Origin of the sequence: Azospirillum sp. A23 (assembly GCF_042938965.1) — a bacterium.
In the GTDB taxonomy this organism is placed as follows: domain Bacteria; phylum Pseudomonadota; class Alphaproteobacteria; order Azospirillales; family Azospirillaceae; genus Azospirillum; species Azospirillum melinis.
Genome location: NZ_CP170668.1, coordinates 371,017 through 387,130, shown reverse-complemented (window position 1 = coordinate 387,130; position 16,114 = coordinate 371,017). Strand labels below are relative to the sequence as shown.

Sequence of the window (16,114 nt, the reverse complement as noted above, 5' to 3'; positions counted from 1 at the left end):
GGAGAATCCACGATTCTTCCGTGACGGCCTACGAAAAATGCCGCAGCGCAATGATCGGCCAGTCGGCCCCCGTTCCGATTTCACTAAAAGCGCGCATGGCTTGGCCGCCACAAGCCGGAATGATGATCCAGGCCGGCCGTCGGCATATATAAAACTGGTGATATAACAGATTTACTCACAACCGGCGGGCGCACCGGCCTCGCGGTCCGCTCGACCGGCAGAAAGAAGGCCGGCCTTCGAAAAGGCCGGCCCATCCAGTTGGAGGCAAAGCTGTGTCGGCGTCGCGTCAGGCGAGCGCTTCGCGCGGGCCGAAGAATTCATGCACGATGGCCGACTCCGGCAGGCCAAGCGCGGTCAGCGCCTTGACCACCGCAGCCATGAACGGCTTCGGACCGACGACATAGGCGGCGACCCCCGGCTCCTGCGGCAGCAGCTTGCCCAGCCGCTCCTCGTCCAGCAGGCCGACCATGTGCGGCTCGTCGCCCGGCTGCGGGTCGGCATAGCAGTAGACCGGCTTCAGCGCGTCATGCAGGGAAGCCAGCTGGTCGACCTGCCGGCGGAAGGCATGGACCGAGCCGTTGAGCGCCGCATGGACGTAGATGACCTTGCGGCCGGCGGCCAGCGCCTGTTCGGCCAGCGGCAGGGCGGGGGTCTGGCCGACGCCGCCGGTGATCAGCAGCAGCGGACCGGCGCCCTTGCGCAGCACGAACTCCCCGGCGGGCGGATAGACGTCGATCTCGTCGCCGATCTGCACGCGGTCATGAAGGAAGCCGGAAACCAGCCCCTGCTGTTCCCGCTTCACCGAGATGCGGTAGTCCTTGCCGTTCGGCGAAGCCGACAGGCTGTAGTTGCGATGGACGGTCTCGCCGTCGATGGTCAGCCGCAGGCCGAGATACTGGCCGGGATGGAAGTCCATCACCTTCCCGCCATCGACCGGCGCCAGCCGGAAGGAGGTGATGACGGCACTCTCCGGCGTCTTCTCCGCGATGCGGAAGCGGCGGGCGCCGCGCCAGCCGCCGGTCAACGCCGCCTTGCGGGCATATTCCCTCTCTTCCGCGGCGATCAGCAGTTCCGCCAGCTGCCAATAGGCCGCACCCCAGGCGTCGGCGACCTCGGCGGTCACCGCGTCGCCCAGAACCTTGCCGATGGCTTCCATCAGGCAGGTGCCGACGATCTTGTACTGGTCGGGGGTGATGTTCAGCGAGACGTGCTTCTGCACGATCCCGTCCACCGCCGGCCCCAGCACCTCGAGCCGGTCGATGTTGGAGGCATAGGCGATGATGGCGTTGGCCAGCGCTTCCGGCTGGGCGCTGCTGCGCTGGTGGCTCTGGTTGAAGACGGCGCGCACCTCGGGGAAGCGCTCGAACATCAGCGGATAGAAGGTGCCGGTGATCTTGTTGGCGTTGGCGGCGACGACGGGAGCGGTGGCTTTGATGACGGCGATCTGGGCAGGCGTCAGCATGGGAGGGGGCAATCCTTTTGCGCGTCACGATGTCGCAACCAGATGGCAAGCCCTGTGCCAAAGCGACGCAGCGCGGGAATCAACGCTGCACAGAAGCCGCGTTGTCAAAATGACCGCGCACGGTATGATGTCGGATGGACAACGATGCGGTCATTTCGACACCGTCGCTCCCGCTGGAAGAGGTTGGAGTGTTGGTGCAGGCGCTGGACGATCCGGCACGGCTGTGGCCGTTGCTGCTTGATCTGATGGCGCGCCATCTGCCTTGCGATGCCTGCGCGCTGCTGCGGCGGGACGACCGTGCCGGCACCGGGCGGGCGGGGGAGGGGTTGCTGGTGCCGCTCGCCACCCGCGGTCTCAGTCCCGACACGCTGGGGCGGCGCTTCGAGCTGGACGAGCATCCCCGCCTGAAGGCGATTGCCGAGGCCGGGGACGGACCGTTGCGCTTCCCCGCCGGCTGCGAGCTTCCCGACCCCTATGACGGGCTGATCCCCGATCTGCGCCAGCGGCTGCATGTCCATGACTGCGTCGGTGCGCCGCTCAGCGTCGATGGGCGGTCGTGGGGCATGCTGACCCTGGATGCGCTGAACGAGGGGCGTTTCGAAGGGTGGGAGGGGGCGATTGCCGCCTGGGCCCGGCTCGCCGCCGACCTCGCGGCGGCGATGGAGCGGCGTGCCGCCCCGGCCGGCGATGGCGGCGCCACCCTGCGGATCATCGACGATCCGCCGCAGGGCCCCGACTTCGACCCCATCGGCGCCAGCTCGGCGATGGCGAGCCTGCTGACGGAGATCGACACCGTGGCGGCCAGCAACCTCGTCGTGCTGGTGCTGGGCGAAACCGGGGTGGGCAAGGAGTTGGTAGCGCGACGGCTGCACGCCCGTTCCCCTCGTGCCGCCGGACCGCTGGTCCACGTCAACTGTGCCGCCCTGCCGGACGCGTTGGTGGAAAGCGAACTGTTCGGCCATGTGCGTGGCGCCTTTTCCGGTGCGGTTGCCGACCGGCGCGGCAAGTTCGAACTGGCCGACGGCGGCACCCTGTTCCTGGACGAGGTCGGCGAGTTGCCGCTGGCGGCGCAGGCGAAGATGCTGCGGGCCTTGCAGAATGGCGAGATCCAGCGCGTCGGCTCCGACCGCCACATCACCGTCGATGTGCGGGTGATCGCCGCCACCAACCGCGATCTGGCCGCGGAGGTGCGGGAGGGCCGCTTTCGCGCCGACGTCTATCACCGGCTCAGCGTCTATCCGCTTCGGGTGCCGCCACTGCGCGACCGCGGCACCGACGTTCTGCGGCTGGCCGGCCTGTTTCTGGAGCGCAACCGGGCGCGGCTGGGCTTGCGCAACCTGCGCCTGTCGGTGGCGGCGGAGCGCCGCATGCTGGCCTATCCCTGGCCCGGCAATGTGCGCGAACTGGAGCACGCCATCGGCCGTGGCGCCATCCGCGCCCGCGTCGCCCGCCCGCCGGACGGCGGCGTGCTGACCTTGACCCCTGCCGATCTTGGGCTGGAAGAGGGAGAGGGGAGCGTCGTGGCCGCGACTGTCCCGGTGCGGCAGCCCCACCCGCCGGAAACGCCGGACCTACCCGACCTGCCGCTGCGCGACGCGGTGGAGGATCTGGAACGCCGGATGATCCGCGAGCATCTGGACCGCCATGCCGGCAATTGGGCACAGGCGGCGCGGTCGCTCGGGCTGGACCGCAGCAACCTGTTCCGTCTTGCCCGGCGGCTGGGGCTGCGGGAATGAGCGGCGAGGGGCTGTCCTGGCGCGGGGACATCGATGCGCTTGTCTTCCAACCGGCCGGGCATGGCGGCTGGTGCGCCGTCCACCGGCTGGCCTTCCGCGCCCTGCTCGGCAAGCGGGAGCCGACGCCGGAAGACTGTCTCGCCTTCGCGGCAGCCCACCGTGCCTCGTTCGAGGCCGCGGCGGCCGGCAAGATCGCGCAGCGGGGCTACGACGCCGCAGCCAGCCTGCATCTGACCAGCCGCGACGTCGCCCGTCTCCTCTAGAACCCCATATGCCGTGGCATCCACAGCGCCAGATCCGGCCACACCACCACGGCCGCAAGCGTCAGGAACATGGTCAGGATCAGCCACAGCACCCAGGGGATGGTGCTTTCGATGGTACAGCCGGCGATGCGGCAGGTGACCATCAGGTTGACGGCCATCGGCGGGGTGAACTGGCCGATGGCGATCTTCAGCGTCAGCAGCACGCCGAACCAGACCAGATCCCAGTGATAGGTCATGGCGATGGGGATCAGCAGCGGCAACAGGATGATGAAGGTCGAAACGCCGTCCAGGAAGGTCCCGATGACGATCAGCATGATCATCAGCAGGAACATCACGCCATATTCGCCGATGCCGAGATTGACGATGGCGTTGGCGATGGGATCGATGATCGACAGGGTGCTCATCGCCCAGCCGAAGACGCTGGCGAGCGCGATGACGGTCAGGATGATCGCCGAGATCTCCGCGGCCTCGACCATCATCGAATAGAGGTCGCGGACCTTGATCGTCCGGTAGACCACCATGCCCAGCAGCAGGCCGTAGGCGACTGCGATCACCGCCGCCTCGGTCGGGGTGAAGATGCCGAGCCGCAGGCCGCCCAGGATCAGCACCTTCGCGAACATGCCGAGCGACGCGTCCCACAGGCTGCCCCAGAAGGGCGGGCGCGGCTCGTTCGCCATGTTGCCGCCCAGATTGTAGCGCCGGGCGAGCCACAAAGTGGGAACGATCAGCGCCAGCCCGGCCAGCGTTCCCGGAATGATGCCGGCGGCGAACATCGCGGTGACCGGGGCTGCCGGAACCAGCACGCTGTAGATGATCAGCGCCACCGACGGCGGGATCAGGATGTCGGTGGCGGCCGCCGCGGCGATGACGCCGGCGATGTAGGGGCGCGGATAGCCGGCGCGGATCATGCTGGGCGCCATCACGCCGCAGACCGCCGCGGCGATGGCGGGGCCCGATCCGGCGATGCCGCCCATCATCATCGCCACCACCACGGCGATCACCGCCAGCGCGCCCTTGCCTTGGCCGATGACGGCGGTGGCGAAGCGCACCAGCTTCTGCGCCACGCCCGAGCGGTCGAAGATGGTACCGGCCAGCACGAACATCGGGATGGTCAGCAGCGGATACTTGGCGATGCCGGTATAGACGCTGGTCGGCACCGAAATGACGCCGAGATGGGCGAAGCCGATGGCGGCGGTGCCCGCCAGACCCAGGGCGACCGCGATCGGCACCCCCAGCAGCAGCATGAACAGGAAGGACCCGAACAGCATGGTGGTGATCATGCCTCGCCCTCCAGCTTTTCCGTCCGCCTGGCGATCCGGATCATGCGACCGATGGCGCGCAGGGTGACGACGGCCGACAGCAGCGGCAGCCAGATCGTGTAGATCCACTGCGGCAGCCCCAGTGCCGGCGAAGTGACTTCGAACCTGTAATCGTCCCAGGTCGCCCAGGCGCCATAGCCCACCAACAGGGCGAACATGGCGGCGGTGCAGGCCATGGCGAAGATCTCCGCCCGGCGGCGGTTGGCGAGCGACAGCTTGCTGGTCAGGAAGGTGATCCGCATGTGGCGGTCCTTCACCACTGCGGCCGACGCGCCGAGGAAGGTCATGATGACCATCAGCGCAATCGAATATTCCTCGGTGAAGGCGAAGGAGACGTCGGTCAGGTAGCGCACCACGACGTTGGCGAAGGTGATCAGGGCCACCACCGCCATGGTGATGGCGACCAGCACTTCTTCGATGCCCAGAGGGACGCGGGGTTTCGGCACCGGCCGGACGACGGTGGGGTCGTGTTCGCTCATATTGCCAGGGTCCAGATGGAGGGAGCGGGATTATTCCCTTCACCGGGCAATCAATGCAAGAAACGATCTCCCACCCGGATTACTCCGTCGGCATGCCGGCCATCCCGTCTTCGCAGAGCGTCTCCTTGGACAGCGGGATCCGCAGGGTGAAGACGCTGCCCTCGCCCAACCGGCTGTCCACCGTCACGGTTCCGCCATGCAGTGCTGCGATGCGGCGGACCATGTTCAGCCCGACGCCGCTCCCCGCCGCCGTCCCGGTGTTGGACGCGCGGAAGAAGCGGTCGAACACCCGGTTCCGCTCGCTGTCCGGAATGCCGATACCCTGGTCGGCGACCGACAGCGCCAGCCACGGTCCATCCGCCGCCGCCTCTTCCCGGGCCCGCAGCCCGACCGGAGTGCCGGAGGGGGAGTATTTCAGCGCGTTGTTCAACAGGTTGTGGACGCACAACTCCAACATCGGAGCGTCGCCCACCACCCAGTGCGGGCAGCCGTCCAGATCCAGTTCGATGCGTCGGCCGGGTGCGGCGTCGCCTTGGGCCGAGGCGGCGGCGCGCAGCAGGGCCGGCAACGCCAGCCGGTCGCGGCGCAGCGCAAAGGCGGGATCGTTCAGCCGGTCGTCGGCAAGGCAGGTTTCCAGGATGTTGATCTGCCGGCGCACGGCGCGGCGGATCTTCTCCAGCCGCGGCAGCATGCCGGGCGCCTTCACCTCCGCATCCATCAGCAGAAGCTGGGCCGCCCCGTCGATGATGGCGAGCGGCGTCTTGAACTCGTGCGCCGCCATCGACAGGAAGCCGTTCAGCGCCCGCTTCGCCTCCTGCTCCGCCACCAGCCGCTCTTCCGCCTCCAGACGGGCGAGGTCGAGGCGGCGCACGGTGTCCTCCAGCCGCATCTCGGCCCGGTGGCGGTGGGTGACGTCGCGCAGCATCAGCAGGCAGCCGACCTCGCGCCCGCCGCCGCCCGACGTCAGCGGTACCCAGGTCACCTCGAAGCTGCGCGGAGAGCCGCAGCAATCCAGCGTCAGCGGTCCAGATGCGGTCGCCGGCATGGCGCCAACCATGGTGGACAGGGCCGACAGCCCGGGCAGGTCGGCAAGCCGTCGTCCGATGGCGGCATGATCGCCGGCAAGCGCCTGTGCCGCCGGATTGGCTTCCACCACGGTGCCGTCGCCGTCCAGTACCAGCACCGGTTCCGGCACTGCGTCGAGCAGTGCATCGCGGGCCACCGGCAACAGTTCGAACAGGCGCCGCCGGGTGATCAGCCAGTAGAAGATCCCGTCCATCATCAGGAAGCTGAAGGCGGTGGGATCCAGGTCGAACAGGGTCAGGGTGCCGAAGACATAGCCGGCATTGGCGGCCCACGGGACGGCCATCACCACCAGGAATCCCAGGTAATGGGTGCGGTAAGCCGGGGTCGCCCGGTGGATGCCGCTGGCGGTGACGACGATGCTCATCACCATGAAGGCATAGATGTAGATGGTGACGGCGTAGAAGAGCAGCCCGTGGCTGTAGACCAGGGCGGCGCCCGGCTCCGCGTTGACCGGCTGGATGGCGGTGTAGAACAGGTGGTGGGCGTCGTTGGTCAGGGCCACCGCCCAGGTCGCCAATCCGATCGTCACCAGCACCAGCCGCCAGCGTGCCGGCAACTCGCCCCTGGTGTAGGACCACAGGAAGAACGCCCACAGGCTCGGTGTGCAGACAATGCCCAACCAGGCCATTTCCGCCCACAACAGCTTGTCGGCGGGCGCCGGCACCATGCTCTCGACGGCGACGGCCGTCGACCACCAGGCGGCCGACAACTGCATCAGCACGAAATCGGTGCGGCCGGGGAAGGCGGGCAGGGTCCAGCTGCGCGCTGCGATCCACAAGGTGGCGACGACCGCGGCCAGAAGCAGGGCTGACGGAAGGGTCATCGCGGAGCGTGCATGGTCGGGGCTTCGGCGGTGGTCGGTTGCGGCGGACGGGAAGTGCAGAGAATGAACCTTTCCGTCGAAGCTGCGCAAGCTTCTCCGCGGAAAAGGAAAAGCGCGCCGAAATCGGCGCGCTTTCCCAGCCGGGCGGTTTGCCCGGACATTACCGGATCGTGGAGCCGGTCACTCCTTATTCCTTGTTGCCGCCACCGCCGTGGCTGTGTTCGCCACCCTTCTTGCCGGCCTCGGACGCGCGTTCGGGATCGTTCTTGAAGCTGCCGCCCGACGCCTGACCGCCCTTCTTGCCGGCTTCGGCCGCGCGCTCCGGATCGTCCTTGAAGTTGCCGCCGGAGTGCTGGCTGCCTGCGCTGCGCCCTTCGTTCTGGTTCGCCATGATGTGTTCTCCATCCTGTGTGATCGAAAGGTCGTCACCGTGCGGAAACGCAACGGTGCAGATCAGAACAGAGCGCCGGTGGGATGGTCGCGCCGCCCCCGCCATCGGTTCAGTGCGGCCTTACCGGAAGTGGCAAGCCCCAGCCGGTTGCGGATTCGGACGTACGGGCCGATAAGGTAAGCCTGCTCTGACAGGGAACGGGGACGGCGGGAGTGAGTGATCGGGAACGATTCTCCGAGGTGCGGCAGGGCGATGCGGCGCTGCTGCGCAGCCGGGCGATTCCCTCGCTGTTCGAGGCGCTGGAAACCCAGTCCGAAGGAACGGTGGCGGTCGACCGCCATGCCCGGGTCGTGTGGATCAACGAGAAATACGCCCGCATGCTCGGCATCTCCGACCCCTCCGAGGCCATTGGCCGTGAGGTGGAGGAGATCATTCCCCATTCGCAGATGCGCCAGATCCTGACGACCGGCCAGCCGATCCTTCTCGATCTGATGCTGTTCGGAACCCAGCGGCTGGTGGTCTCGCGGTTTCCGCTGACCGACGATGCCGGTATGGTGATCGGCGCCGTCGGCTTCGTTCTCTACGACAGCCTGCACCGACTGAAACCGCTGCTGGCCGAACTGTCGCGGCTGGAGGCGGAACTGGCGGCGACCAAGCGCCGGCTCGACGAGGGGCGGCAGCCGCGCTACACGCTGCAAAGCTATGTCGGCGACAGCCCGGTCTGCCTGGAGGTCAAGCGCAAAGCCCGTCTCGCCGCCCGCACCGACGCGCCGATCCTGCTGCTGGGGGAGACCGGCACGGGGAAGGAACTGATCGCGCAGGCCATCCACGGCCTGTCGGCGCGCAGCGGCCGGTCCTTCGTCGGCGTCAATGTGGCGGCGATCCCGGAAACGCTGCTGGAGGCGGAGTTCTTCGGAGCGGTGCCCGGCGCCTATACCGGGCTGGACCGCCGTGGGCGGGAGGGGCGCTTCAAGACCGCCGACGGCGGCACCCTGTTCCTGGACGAGATCGGCGACATGCCGCTTGGGCTCCAGGCCAAGTTGCTGCGGGCCTTGCAGGAGCAGGAGATCGAGCCGCTGGGGTCCGACCGGCCGGTGAAGGTGGATGTGCGGGTGATCGCGGCGACCAACGTCGATCTGGAACGGCGGATCCGCGACGGACGCTTCCGCTCCGACCTCTATTACCGCCTGAACGTGCTGCCGATCCGCCTGCCGGCCCTGGCGGAGATGGGCGGCGGGCTGGAGGCCATCGCCGAATCCATCCTGCAGGAGATCGCCGCCCGCACCGGGCTCCCTCTGCGCGGCCTGACCCCGGAGGCGGTCGAGGCCCTGGGCCGCCACCGCTGGCCGGGCAATGTGCGCGAGCTGCGCAACGTGCTGGAGCGCACCTGCCTGCTGACCGACAACCGCCGCCTGACAGCCGCGGACCTGGCCGAGGCGTTTCCGGATCTGGGCGAGACCGCTCCGCTTGAAAACCTGTCGATGCCGGTCCGCACCGCAGAGCGGGCGGAGCCTCAACCGCAAAATCTTCCGGACTACGATCTGGCTTTCGACGAGTTCGAGCGCGGGCTGCTCGGCCGGGCGCTCGCGGCCAGCGGCGGCAGGGCGACGAAGGCGGCACGGGCGCTCGGCATCTCCCGGGCCGCCTTCTACAAGAAGCTAGCCCGGCTGGGGATGCGCGCCGGCGGGTGAGGCCGGCGCGCACTCGGTTCACATCGGCCAGATCAAACCGGCAGCTGCTTCATCGCCGCGACGGCGGTCATCACGCCGCGGATCTCGGCCAGACCGCGCAGACGGCCGATCATCGGATAGCCGGGGTGGGTCGGCTTGCCGACGTCGTCCAGCAGCTCGTGGCCATGGTCGGGGCGGAAGGGCAGGCGCCAGTTGTCGTTGCCGGCGTCCTGGCGGCGCTTCTGCTCCTCCAGCAGGGTGGTGACGACCGACACCATGTCGACGTCGCCGCCCAGATGGTCGGCTTCCTCGAAGGACCCGTCCGGATCCTTGGCGACATTGCGCAGATGGACGAAGTGGATGTCCTCGACGAAGCGCTTCGCCATCGCCGGCACGTTGTTCGTCTGTCCGGCACCCAGCGAGCCGGTGCAGAAGGTCAGGCCGTTGTTGGGCGACTTCACCGCGTTGATCAGGTGGGCGAGGTCGTCCTCGGTGCTGACGATGCGGGGCAGGCCGAACAGCGGACGGGGTGGGTCGTCGGGATGGATCGCCATGCGGATGCCGACCTCTTCTGCGGTCGGGATGACCTCGCGCAGGAAGCGGGCCAGCGTCTCGCGCAGGCCGTCGGCGGACATGCCGTTGAAGCGCGCGATCATCTTGCGCAGGCCGGGGATGTCGTAGCGGTCATAGGCGCCCGGCAGGCCGGCCATGATGTTGGTAAGCAGCTTGGCGCGGTCGCTCTCGGACGAGCGGTCGAACCATTCCTTGGCCTTGGCGAGAACCTCCGGCGAATGGTCCTCCTCCGCGCCCGGACGCTCCAGCATGTAGACGTCGAAGGCGGCATGCTCGTGGGCGTTGAAGCGCAGCGAGGTGCCGCCGCCCGGCAGCGCCGCCGCCAGCTCCGTCCGCGTCCAGTCCAGCACAGGCATGAAGTTGTAGCAGATGGTCGTCACGCCGCAGGCGGCGAGGTTGCGCATCGACTGGCGGTAATTGTCGAACAGCTCGGTCAGGTCGCCTTCGCCGATCTTGATCGCCTCATGCACCGGCAGGCTTTCGGTGACCGTCCAGCTGAGGCCGAGTTCCTTGTCGGACTCGATCATCGCCTTGCGCTTCTGGATTTCCTCGACCGACCAGACCACGCCGTAGGGGATGTGGTGCAGGGCGGTGACCACGCCGGTGGCGCCGGCTTGGCGGATGTGGTTCAGCTTGATCGCGTCTTCGGGACCGAACCAGCGCCAGGATTGTTCCATGGCTGCGAACTCCTTGGAGTAGAGAGGGGGCTTTGGAAGTCTGGAAAAATCAGCGGAAAAGCAGGCTCGGCAGCCACAGCGACAGGGCCGGAATGTAGGAGACCAGGAACAGGATCAGGATGTTGCAGAGCAGGAAGGGCCAGATCGCCTTGGTGATGGCCCCCAGCGAGATCTTCGCGATGTTGGCCGCGACGAACAGGCAGACGCCGACCGGCGGGGTGGTCAGGCCGATCATCAGGTTCAGCACGGCGAAGGTGGCGAAATGGATTGGGTCGATGCCGACCTGGGTCGCCACCGCCAGCAGCGGCGGGAACAGGATGATCAGCGCCGCAATCGTCTCCATGAAGGTGCCGACGATCAGCAGTAGGATGTTGATCAGCAGGATGATCAAATACTTGTTGGTGGTCAGTGCCAGCATCGAGGCGGCGATGGCCTGCGGAATCTGCTCGCTGGTCAGGATCCAGCCGAAGACGTTGGCGAGGCCCACCAGCAGGATCAGCCCGCCCGATCCGATGGCGCTCTCCAGCAGGATCGCCGGCAACTGGCGCAGGGTGAAGCCCTTGTAGACGAACAGCCCGATGACGAAGGCGTAGATTGCCGAGACGATGGAGGCTTCGGTCGGGGTGAAATAGCCGCCGACGATGCCGAACAGGATGATCGCCGTCATCAGCAGCGCCCAGAAGGCGCCGCGGCTGGCGCGGACCAGCGCGCCGAAGCCCTGCCACGGCTCCCGCGGATAGTTGCGCACCCGTGCCAGGATCCAGACCGTCAGCATCATGCCGAGGCCGAGCAGCACACCGGGAACGGCGCCGGCCATGAACATCTTGCCAACCGACAGGCCGGTCAGGGTGCCGACGATGATCATCGGCACGCTGGGCGGGATGATCGGACCGACGGTGGAAGCGGCGGCTGTCACGGCGGCGGCGAAGGGCGCGTCGTAGCCGGACTTGCGCATCGCCGGGATCATCACCGCGCCGATGGAGGCGGTTTCCGCCACCGCGGTGCCGGAGATGCCGGCGAACACCATCGACCCGGTGACGTTGGCAAGGCCGAGGCCGCCGCGGATATGGCCGACCAGCCGGTTGCTGAACAGCACGATCTGGTCGGTGATGCCGCCGCCGTTCATCAGGTTGCCGGCCAGCACGAAGCCGGGGATGCAGAGCAGGACGAAGCTGTCCATGCCCGCATACATGAACTGCGGAACCACGGCGAGGTCGATGTCGCTGCCGACCAGATAGACCGCCGACGCGCCGCCCAAGGCGATGCCCACCGGCGCGCCCAGGATCAGCAGGACGGCGAAGGTGACGAACAGTGCGGTGACCATCAGACGGTTTCCCCATGGCTGGGCGGCGCGGAGTCGCGCCCGAGCCCGGCCAGCCGGGCAATCGAGAAGAAGGCGAGCGAGACCGGGATGATCAGCGTCACGACATAGACCCAGATCATCGGGACGTTGATGGAGCGTGCCCGCTCGCCGACGCTGCCGACGACATAGTCCCAGGCGCCCGGAATGATCGCGATGGCGAAGACCAGGATGGCCACGTCGACCAGACGGGCGACGGCGACCTGCAAGGGCTTCGGCAGCAGCAGGACGAACATGTCGACGTTCACCAACTCGCCGCGCAAAAGCGCCAGTCCGCAGGAGAAGGCGACGAGATGGACCAGCGCGAAGCGGGCCACCTCTTCCGTCCAGGGCGGCGAGGGGAAGCCCGGTATCCGGCCCAGCACCTGGATGGTCACGACGACGATGAGGACACCGATGGCCGCCAGGGTTCCCCAACGGCAAAGGGCGGAGATGGCCGACACCGCGGCGGCTAAGGCGTTGCGCATTGGATTGGCCCTTGCGGTTGGGGGGAGGAATTATCCCCCCTCTCCCCCAGGGGAGAGGGGGATTCTCCGCTCACTTCACCGCGAGGATTTCGTCGTAGATCGGCTTGATCTCCGGCGACAGCGCTGCGACGACGGCCGGACGACCCTTCTCGGCGAAGGCGGCCTTGTCGACGGCGATGAACTCCATGCCCTTGGCCTTGAGGTCGGCGGCCAGCTTGGCCTCGTCCTCGATGAACAGCTTGCGCTCGGCGGCCTGGGCGGCCTTGGCGGCTTCCATGATGGCGGCGCGCTGTTCTGCCGGCAGCTTGTTCATCTTCTTCGAGCCGCCGACCAGATAGATCCAGCTGATCACGTGCTCCGTCTGGTTCACGTATTTCTGGACCTCGTAGAAGCTCGCCGACTTGATCAGCGCCAGCGGGTTCTCCTGCGCCTCGATGGTGTCGTTTTGCAGGCCGGTGAACACCTCCGAGAAGGCCATCGGCGTCGGCTTGGCGCCCAGCCCCTGCCAGAAGGATACGAACAGGGGCACGTTGGGAACGCGCATCTTCAGGCCGTTCAGATCGTCCGGCGACTTGATCGGGCGCTTGCTGGTCAGGTTGCGCGGGCCGCGGGCGAAGTAGGTCAGCGGGACCAGCTGGGTCTTCTGCTCGATGGACTCGGCGATTTTCCTACCCGGCTCGCCGCTGACGACCTTGTCGAGGTGATCGAGGTCGCGGATGGCGTAGGGGACCGCCAGCAGTGCCGCCGCCGGCGCCCAGTTCTGCAGGGACTCACCCGTGATGGTGAAGTCGATGGTGCCGAGCTGGATGCCCTTGATCAGGTCGGTTTCCTTGCCCAGCTGCTCGTTGGGGAACACCTTGACCTCGACCGCGCCATTGGTGCGCTTGGCCACTTCCTCGGCGAAGACCAGCGAGGCCTTGTGCCAGACATTTTCTTCGTTGGCGAGGTGGCCGAGCTTCAGCGTCGTCTTGGCCTGGGCGCGGACGATGGCCGGGGCGGCGATGCCGCCCAGCAGCGTCGCACCGGCGGCGATGCCGGCGCCGAGGCCGATGCTCTTGGCCAGCGTGCGGCGCGAGATCGGGGTCTTGCTGTTCATCCTGGTGTCCCTCCGTTTTGGGCGGATCAGGTCCGCCATTGTTTGATTGGTGGCGCTTGACCGGTGGCTGCCCTTCGGCAGGCGGTCAGCTTTCGAAGTCGAGCTGGACCTTGATGGTGCTGGACGGGTCGGTCTCGATCAGGGAGAAGGCGCTCGCCGCGTCGGCGATGGGGAAGACCTGGGTGATCATCGCCGCCGGTTTCAGCTTGCCGCTTTCCAGCCACTCGATGACCTGCGGCAGCAGGCGGCGGTTCAGGCGCGAGCCGACCAGCGTCAGCTCCTTCTTCACGATCTCCTGCTGGCTGATGTTGCAGGGGGCCGGCGAGAAGCCGAGCAGGCCGATGCGCGCCGCCGGGCTGGCGAGGCGGCAGGCCTCCTCCAGCAGGGCCGGCACGCCGGCGCCGTCGATCACCACCGTGGGGCCGAGCCCGTCATTCTCGTCGCGCACCGCGTCGGGCACCGACACGCGCGATGAGTTGAGCACGACGTCGGCGCCGAACTCCTTCGCCCGCTCCAGCCGCTTGTCGTCGAGGTCGGCGACGATGCAGCGGGCGCCGTGCAGCTTGGCGACCTGCACCACCGTCAGCCCGACCGTGCCGGCGCCATAGACCAGCAGCGTGTCGTCGGCGCCGATGCCGGTGCGCGACAGCACGTTGGCGGCGATAGACAGCGGTTCCGCCAATGCTGCAATCGAGATCGGCAGGTTGGAGCGCACCTTCACCGCATTGCCGGCCGGCACGACGACATGATTGCGGAAACCGCCGTCGCGGTGGACGCCGAACACCTCCAGATTGGCGCAGACATTGGTGCGCCCGGCCCGGCAGGCATAGCAGCGGCCGCAGGACACCACCGGATCGACCACCACATGGTCGCCGACCGCGACGCTGGTCACGCCGTCGCCGACCGCCTCCACCGTGCCGGCGAACTCATGGCCGATCACGCGGGGGTAGACCGCGAAGGGGTTGGATCCGTGGTAGATGTGCAGGTCCGACCCGCAGATGCCGGCACGCTGGACACGCACCAGCACCTCGCCGGCCTTGACCGGCCCGGCAGACGGGGTGTTCTCGGGACGGAGCGCCAGCACATGCGGCTTTTCGACGGTCAGGGCAACCACGGGAACACTCCCTACAGAAAAGTATGCTGTGAAACGGGATCAGGCGGTCGCCGCGACGACGGCGCGGGCGCCTTCGGCGAACAGGCGCTTGAGTGCGGCGGTCACCGGAGCGGTGAAGCGCGGGTCGTGCCGCAGATCCTCGCCGAACACGGCGTTCAGGCCGAACAGCGCCTCGGCCAGCCGGTCGGGATCGCCGGCGGTGGCGGCTGCGATCTCAGCCAGACGGGATGCCAGCGGGTCGCGCACGTCGATGGGCTGGCCCTTCTCGTCGGTGCCGGCGACGTAGCGCATCCAGGCGGCGACGGCCAGGGCCAGCCGGTCGATAGGTTCTCCGGCGGCCAGCCGGTCGCGGATCGGGTTCAGCAGGCGTTGCGGCAGCTTCTGCGTGCCGTCCATGGCGATCTGCCAGGTGCGGTGGCGCAGTGCCGGATTGCGGAAGCGGGTGATCAGCGCGTCCTTGTACTGCTCCATATCCGCACCGGGCGGCATGTGCAGCGTCGGCCCCGTCTCCCGGTCCATCAGGTTGCGGACCAGCGTGGCGAAGGCGGTGTCGGCCATGGTGTCCGACACCGTCTCGTAGCCCGCCAGATAGCCGAGATAGGCGATGGTGGAGTGGCTGCCGTTCAGCAGCCGCAGCTTCATCGTCTCATAGGGATGGACGTCGGCGACCAGTTCCACCCCAACCGTCTCCCAGGCCGGGCGGCCGGCGGGGAAGCGGTCCTCGACAACCCATTGGGTGAAGGGCTCGGTCACCACCGGCCAGGCATCCTGCACGCCGAGCGCCTGCGAGACGCGGGCGCGGTCGGCCTCGGTGGTGGCGGGGACGATGCGGTCAACCATGCTGTTGGGACAGGCGACCGTCTCGGCCACCCAGGCGCCGAAGGCCGGGTCGCGCAGTTCGGCGAAGCGGCGCAGGATGCGGGCGACGGTGTCGCCGTTGCTCGGCAGGTTGTCGCAGCTCAGCACGGTGAAGGGCGCCAGCCCGGCAGCGCGGCGGCGGGCCAGCGCCTCGGCCAGGAAGCCGATGGCGGTGCGCGGCTTGCCCGGATTGTCCAGGTCGTGGCGGATGTCGGGATGGCTCTCGTTCAACGCACCGGTCGCCGGATCGTGGCAATAGCCCTTCTCGGTCACCGTCAGGGTGACGATGCGTACCGACGGGCGGCACATCCGCTCCAGCACCGCCTCGGGATCCTCGTGCGCGACCAGCAGGTCCAGCAGGCAGCCGATCACCCGCAGCCGTTCCCCCTCCGCATCGCGCACCGCGACGGTGTAGAGCCCGTCCTGCGGCTCCAGCGCGTCGCGGGTGTCGGGACTGCGCAGGCTGACACCCGCGATGCCCCACGGCCCGAACTGCTGCTCCAGCAGGGCGTCGGTGTAGGCCGCCTGATGGGCGCGCTGGAAGGCACCGACGCCGAGATGGACGATCCCGATTTCGAGGTCGTTGCGCTCGTAGCCGGGCCGGGCCACCGCCGCCGGCAGGGCGGCAAGGCCGGAAGCGCCGAGGCGTCGCGACGGGGTGCCGGAAGGAGGGACGGTGGACGCGGGCGATTGCATGGAGAGCATTTCCTTCCAGGCGAGCGGTTGGCTCACATTCTTGT

General features: G+C 67.9%; 14 protein-coding genes. 3 read left to right on the top strand and 11 right to left on the bottom strand.

The genetic code is table 11. The annotated features are described in order from the left end of the window. Positions 1-286 precede the first annotated feature (286 nt). The gene (hmpA, locus tag ABNQ40_RS32165) at positions 287-1,462 is read right to left on the bottom strand and encodes an NO-inducible flavohemoprotein (protein WP_109051198.1); all 1,176 of its coding nucleotides are present in this window, start codon (positions 1,460-1,462) and stop codon (positions 287-289) included. A gap of 134 nt (positions 1,463-1,596) precedes the next feature. Here hmpA and norR point away from each other — a divergent pair, with 134 nt between their 5' ends. After that, on the top strand, positions 1,597-3,198 hold the full coding sequence (gene norR / locus ABNQ40_RS32160; RefSeq protein ID WP_109051199.1) for a nitric oxide reductase transcriptional regulator NorR: 1,602 nt from the start codon (positions 1,597-1,599) through the stop codon (positions 3,196-3,198). Continuing rightward, positions 3,195-3,461, top strand: coding sequence for a DUF1488 family protein (locus tag ABNQ40_RS32155; protein WP_109051200.1), 267 nt, complete (start codon positions 3,195-3,197; stop codon positions 3,459-3,461). The genes norR and ABNQ40_RS32155 overlap by 4 nt, the downstream gene beginning before the upstream one ends. Here ABNQ40_RS32155 and ABNQ40_RS32150 read toward each other — a convergent pair. From ABNQ40_RS32150 to ABNQ40_RS32135, 4 genes are all read right to left on the bottom strand, one after another. Next, a complete protein-coding gene (locus tag ABNQ40_RS32150; RefSeq protein WP_109051201.1) occupies positions 3,458-4,741 on the bottom strand; it encodes a TRAP transporter large permease in 1,284 nt (427 codons plus the stop codon). The genes ABNQ40_RS32155 and ABNQ40_RS32150 overlap by 4 nt on opposite strands. Next, complete coding sequence (locus ABNQ40_RS32145; RefSeq protein ID WP_109051202.1) at positions 4,738-5,259, bottom strand: TRAP transporter small permease; 522 nt, start codon at positions 5,257-5,259, stop codon at positions 4,738-4,740. Before ABNQ40_RS32145 ends, ABNQ40_RS32150 begins: the two co-directional genes overlap by 4 nt. Positions 5,260-5,338: 79 nt before the next feature. After that, positions 5,339-7,168, bottom strand: coding sequence for a histidine kinase N-terminal 7TM domain-containing protein (locus ABNQ40_RS32140; RefSeq protein WP_109491105.1), 1,830 nt, complete (start codon positions 7,166-7,168; stop codon positions 5,339-5,341). A 187-nt stretch (positions 7,169-7,355) separates the two neighbouring features. Further along, a complete protein-coding gene (locus ABNQ40_RS32135) occupies positions 7,356-7,559 on the bottom strand; it encodes a general stress protein (protein WP_109051203.1) in 204 nt (67 codons plus the stop codon). A 212-nt stretch (positions 7,560-7,771) separates the two neighbouring features. Here ABNQ40_RS32135 and ABNQ40_RS32130 point away from each other — a divergent pair, with 212 nt between their 5' ends. Beyond that, the gene (locus ABNQ40_RS32130) at positions 7,772-9,250 is read left to right on the top strand and encodes a sigma-54-dependent Fis family transcriptional regulator (RefSeq protein WP_109051204.1); all 1,479 of its coding nucleotides are present in this window, start codon (positions 7,772-7,774) and stop codon (positions 9,248-9,250) included. A gap of 32 nt (positions 9,251-9,282) precedes the next feature. Here the strand turns inward: ABNQ40_RS32130 and uxuA are convergent, their stop codons facing one another. From uxuA to ABNQ40_RS32100, 6 genes are all read right to left on the bottom strand, one after another. Next, positions 9,283-10,479 carry a mannonate dehydratase gene (gene uxuA / locus ABNQ40_RS32125; protein WP_109051205.1) on the bottom strand — a complete coding sequence of 399 codons (1,197 nt, stop codon included), beginning with the start codon at positions 10,477-10,479 and terminating at the stop codon, positions 9,283-9,285. Between the two features lie 49 nt (positions 10,480-10,528). Further along, complete coding sequence (locus tag ABNQ40_RS32120; RefSeq protein WP_109051206.1) at positions 10,529-11,803, bottom strand: TRAP transporter large permease; 1,275 nt, start codon at positions 11,801-11,803, stop codon at positions 10,529-10,531. Then, a complete protein-coding gene (locus ABNQ40_RS32115; RefSeq protein ID WP_109051207.1) occupies positions 11,803-12,306 on the bottom strand; it encodes a TRAP transporter small permease in 504 nt (167 codons plus the stop codon). Before ABNQ40_RS32115 ends, ABNQ40_RS32120 begins: the two co-directional genes overlap by 1 nt. 70 nt (positions 12,307-12,376) lie before the next feature. Beyond that, the gene (locus ABNQ40_RS32110) at positions 12,377-13,402 is read right to left on the bottom strand and encodes a TRAP transporter substrate-binding protein (protein WP_109051208.1); all 1,026 of its coding nucleotides are present in this window, start codon (positions 13,400-13,402) and stop codon (positions 12,377-12,379) included. A gap of 85 nt (positions 13,403-13,487) precedes the next feature. Further along, the gene (locus tag ABNQ40_RS32105) at positions 13,488-14,516 is read right to left on the bottom strand and encodes a Zn-dependent oxidoreductase (protein ID WP_109051209.1); all 1,029 of its coding nucleotides are present in this window, start codon (positions 14,514-14,516) and stop codon (positions 13,488-13,490) included. A 39-nt stretch (positions 14,517-14,555) separates the two neighbouring features. Beyond that, a complete protein-coding gene (locus ABNQ40_RS32100; RefSeq protein ID WP_109051210.1) occupies positions 14,556-16,070 on the bottom strand; it encodes a mannitol dehydrogenase family protein in 1,515 nt (504 codons plus the stop codon). Positions 16,071-16,114 lie beyond the last annotated feature (44 nt).

Excerpts from the sequence above, each read along its gene's own strand:
- hmpA (WP_109051198.1), bottom strand. The coding sequence starts at position 1,462 with ATGCTGACGCCTGCCCAGATCGCCGTCATCAAAGCCACCGCTCCCGTC.
- norR (WP_109051199.1), top strand. The coding sequence starts at position 1,597 with ATGGACAACGATGCGGTCATTTCGACACCGTCGCTCCCGCTGGAAGAG.
- ABNQ40_RS32155 (WP_109051200.1), top strand. The coding sequence starts at position 3,195 with ATGAGCGGCGAGGGGCTGTCCTGGCGCGGGGACATCGATGCGCTTGTC.
- ABNQ40_RS32150 (WP_109051201.1), bottom strand. The coding sequence starts at position 4,741 with ATGATCACCACCATGCTGTTCGGGTCCTTCCTGTTCATGCTGCTGCTG.
- ABNQ40_RS32145 (WP_109051202.1), bottom strand. The coding sequence starts at position 5,259 with ATGAGCGAACACGACCCCACCGTCGTCCGGCCGGTGCCGAAACCCCGC.
- ABNQ40_RS32140 (WP_109491105.1), bottom strand. The coding sequence starts at position 7,168 with ATGACCCTTCCGTCAGCCCTGCTTCTGGCCGCGGTCGTCGCCACCTTG.
- ABNQ40_RS32135 (WP_109051203.1), bottom strand. The coding sequence starts at position 7,559 with ATGGCGAACCAGAACGAAGGGCGCAGCGCAGGCAGCCAGCACTCCGGC.
- uxuA (WP_109051205.1), bottom strand. The coding sequence starts at position 10,479 with ATGGAACAATCCTGGCGCTGGTTCGGTCCCGAAGACGCGATCAAGCTG.
- ABNQ40_RS32120 (WP_109051206.1), bottom strand. The coding sequence starts at position 11,803 with ATGGTCACCGCACTGTTCGTCACCTTCGCCGTCCTGCTGATCCTGGGC.
- ABNQ40_RS32115 (WP_109051207.1), bottom strand. The coding sequence starts at position 12,306 with ATGCGCAACGCCTTAGCCGCCGCGGTGTCGGCCATCTCCGCCCTTTGC.
- ABNQ40_RS32110 (WP_109051208.1), bottom strand. The coding sequence starts at position 13,402 with ATGAACAGCAAGACCCCGATCTCGCGCCGCACGCTGGCCAAGAGCATC.
- ABNQ40_RS32100 (WP_109051210.1), bottom strand. The coding sequence starts at position 16,070 with ATGCAATCGCCCGCGTCCACCGTCCCTCCTTCCGGCACCCCGTCGCGA.